At 64.7% G+C, this 1,845-nt stretch carries 1 protein-coding gene; it reads right to left on the bottom strand.

The features are described 5' to 3' along the window. Positions 1-90: 90 nt before the first annotated feature. Entirely contained in the window at positions 91-1,461 is a 1,371-nt protein-coding gene (gene ltrA / locus GPA22_RS22390; RefSeq protein WP_169258278.1) for a group II intron reverse transcriptase/maturase, read from the bottom strand. Positions 1,462-1,845: the final 384 nt, after the last annotated feature.

Raw genomic sequence — 1,845 nt, 5'->3', positions numbered from 1 at the left:
ATCGGGATAGGGGCGGTCAGGCTTCCTGACCGATCCCCTCCCACACCACCCGGCATGCGGGTCCGCACCGGGCGGTTCGAGCAGTTGAGGTCATGAGAGCCGCGGCACGCCGAGTCGGTCGAAGTAGGCGGTGGGCATGGCTCGGTTCGTTGCTTGGTAGCTGTTGCGCCACCAGCATCGACTGTTTGCGGCCACCTTGCGGGCGTCCGCCTCCGAGGCGCCTAGCGCCCGTAACTCCCGGTACATCGTCGTGCCCCGACGCCAGTGCTTGAGCTGCAGCGCACGCAACCGGTGACGCAGCCATTCGTCGAGTTGGCGAAACACCCGCGGCGTCTGCGCGAGTTGGAAGTACGCCTTCCAACCCGGCATGTAGGTCCGGAGCTGTTCCGCCACTTCCGGCAGGCTGCGCCCGCCCGAACGACGCGTCATTTCCCGGATGCGTTGCTTGAAGGTTTCCAGCGCTTTGGGCGCAACCCTGCATTTGACCTGTCCGCCCGGGCCGTACCAAAAGGCGTAACCCAGAAATTTGCGGTACGAGGCCGGTGCGACCGCCGTCTTCGCTTCGTTGACCTTCAGGTGGAGCCGGTCGTAGAGCTTGCGCAAGCCCACCAGCACCCGGTCGCCCGCTCGGCGGCTGCGCACATACACGTTGCAGTCGTCGGCGTAGCGCACGAACCGATGGCCGCGCTTCTCCAATTCCCGATCCACCTCGTCCAACAGCACATTGGCCAGGAGCGGCGACAGCGGCCCGCCTTGCGGCGTGCCCTCAAACCGCTCCATGACCACCCCGCCATCCATGATTCCGGCCACGAGATACCGGCGGATCAGCCGCAGTACGGCCTTGTCCGCGATGCACCTCGCCAACCGTGCCATCAGGATGTCGTGATTGACCCGATCGAAGAACTGCTCCAGGTCCACATCGACCACCACCCGGTAGCCGTCCTGCACGTAGCGCTGTGCATCGAGCACGGCGTCGTGCGCGCGGCGTCCCGGACGAAAGCCGTAGCTGTGTTCTGAGAACGTCGGATCAATGAGGGGCTGCAAGACTTGCAGCAAGGCTTGCTGGATCAGTCGATCCGTCACCGTCGGAATCCCCAGTTCTCGCACTCCACCACCGGGTTTCGGGATCTGCACGCGCCGCACGGCTTGTGGCCGGTAGCTGCCATCCAGTAACGCTTCCCGAATCCGGGGCCAGCGCGTCTTCAGATACTCCGCCGTCTCGGCGATCGTCCGTCCATCCACCCCGGCACTACCGCGATTGGCTTTGACGCGTTTCCACGCCTGCACCATGTTCGCACTCGCGAGCGCCTGCGCCAGCAGGCCGTCTCGCCCCGAGCCTTCGCTTTCCTGTCGCGCCGTCCGAGCTTCATCACGCATCCCTTCAGGCGCGGCTTCACCTCGCCCTCCCGCGATGCGCCCCGCTTGCGCGGGCTTCTGATGCACTGCACGTCCGAGCGACATGGCTGTCGGCTCTCCTACTCGTTCGGCCCTTCGCCCCATCCCGGTGGCTACTACGGCCTCGGCTGACTTCTCGCTCCGGTTCAGCACCGTCGGCCTTTCAGCCACAAGGCGAGATCTCCCCAGGTAAGAACGCACTCCTTCGCTGCACAACCGCCGGATTTACGCCACTTCGCCTTGATCACGAGAGCTTCGCAGCTTCTTGCCCGCTCGCCCTGCTCGGCAGCGCCTTCTATCCGGTTCTTGTCCATCGGCTCGCAACTTATGCTCCACGCTTCCTTCCCACGCTCGGTCGCCCTCGCGCAGTTGCGCTTCACTTCGTTCGCTGTGATCAACTTACGGTGGGACTTGCACCCACAGGAGTGCGCCCATGCTGGGCGCACAAAA

Origin of the sequence: Aromatoleum toluvorans, from assembly GCF_012910905.1 — a bacterium.
Taxonomy (GTDB): domain Bacteria; phylum Pseudomonadota; class Gammaproteobacteria; order Burkholderiales; family Rhodocyclaceae; genus Aromatoleum; species Aromatoleum toluvorans.
Note: the sequence above shows the minus strand (reverse complement) of the source record. Positions and strands in the feature narration are given on the sequence as shown.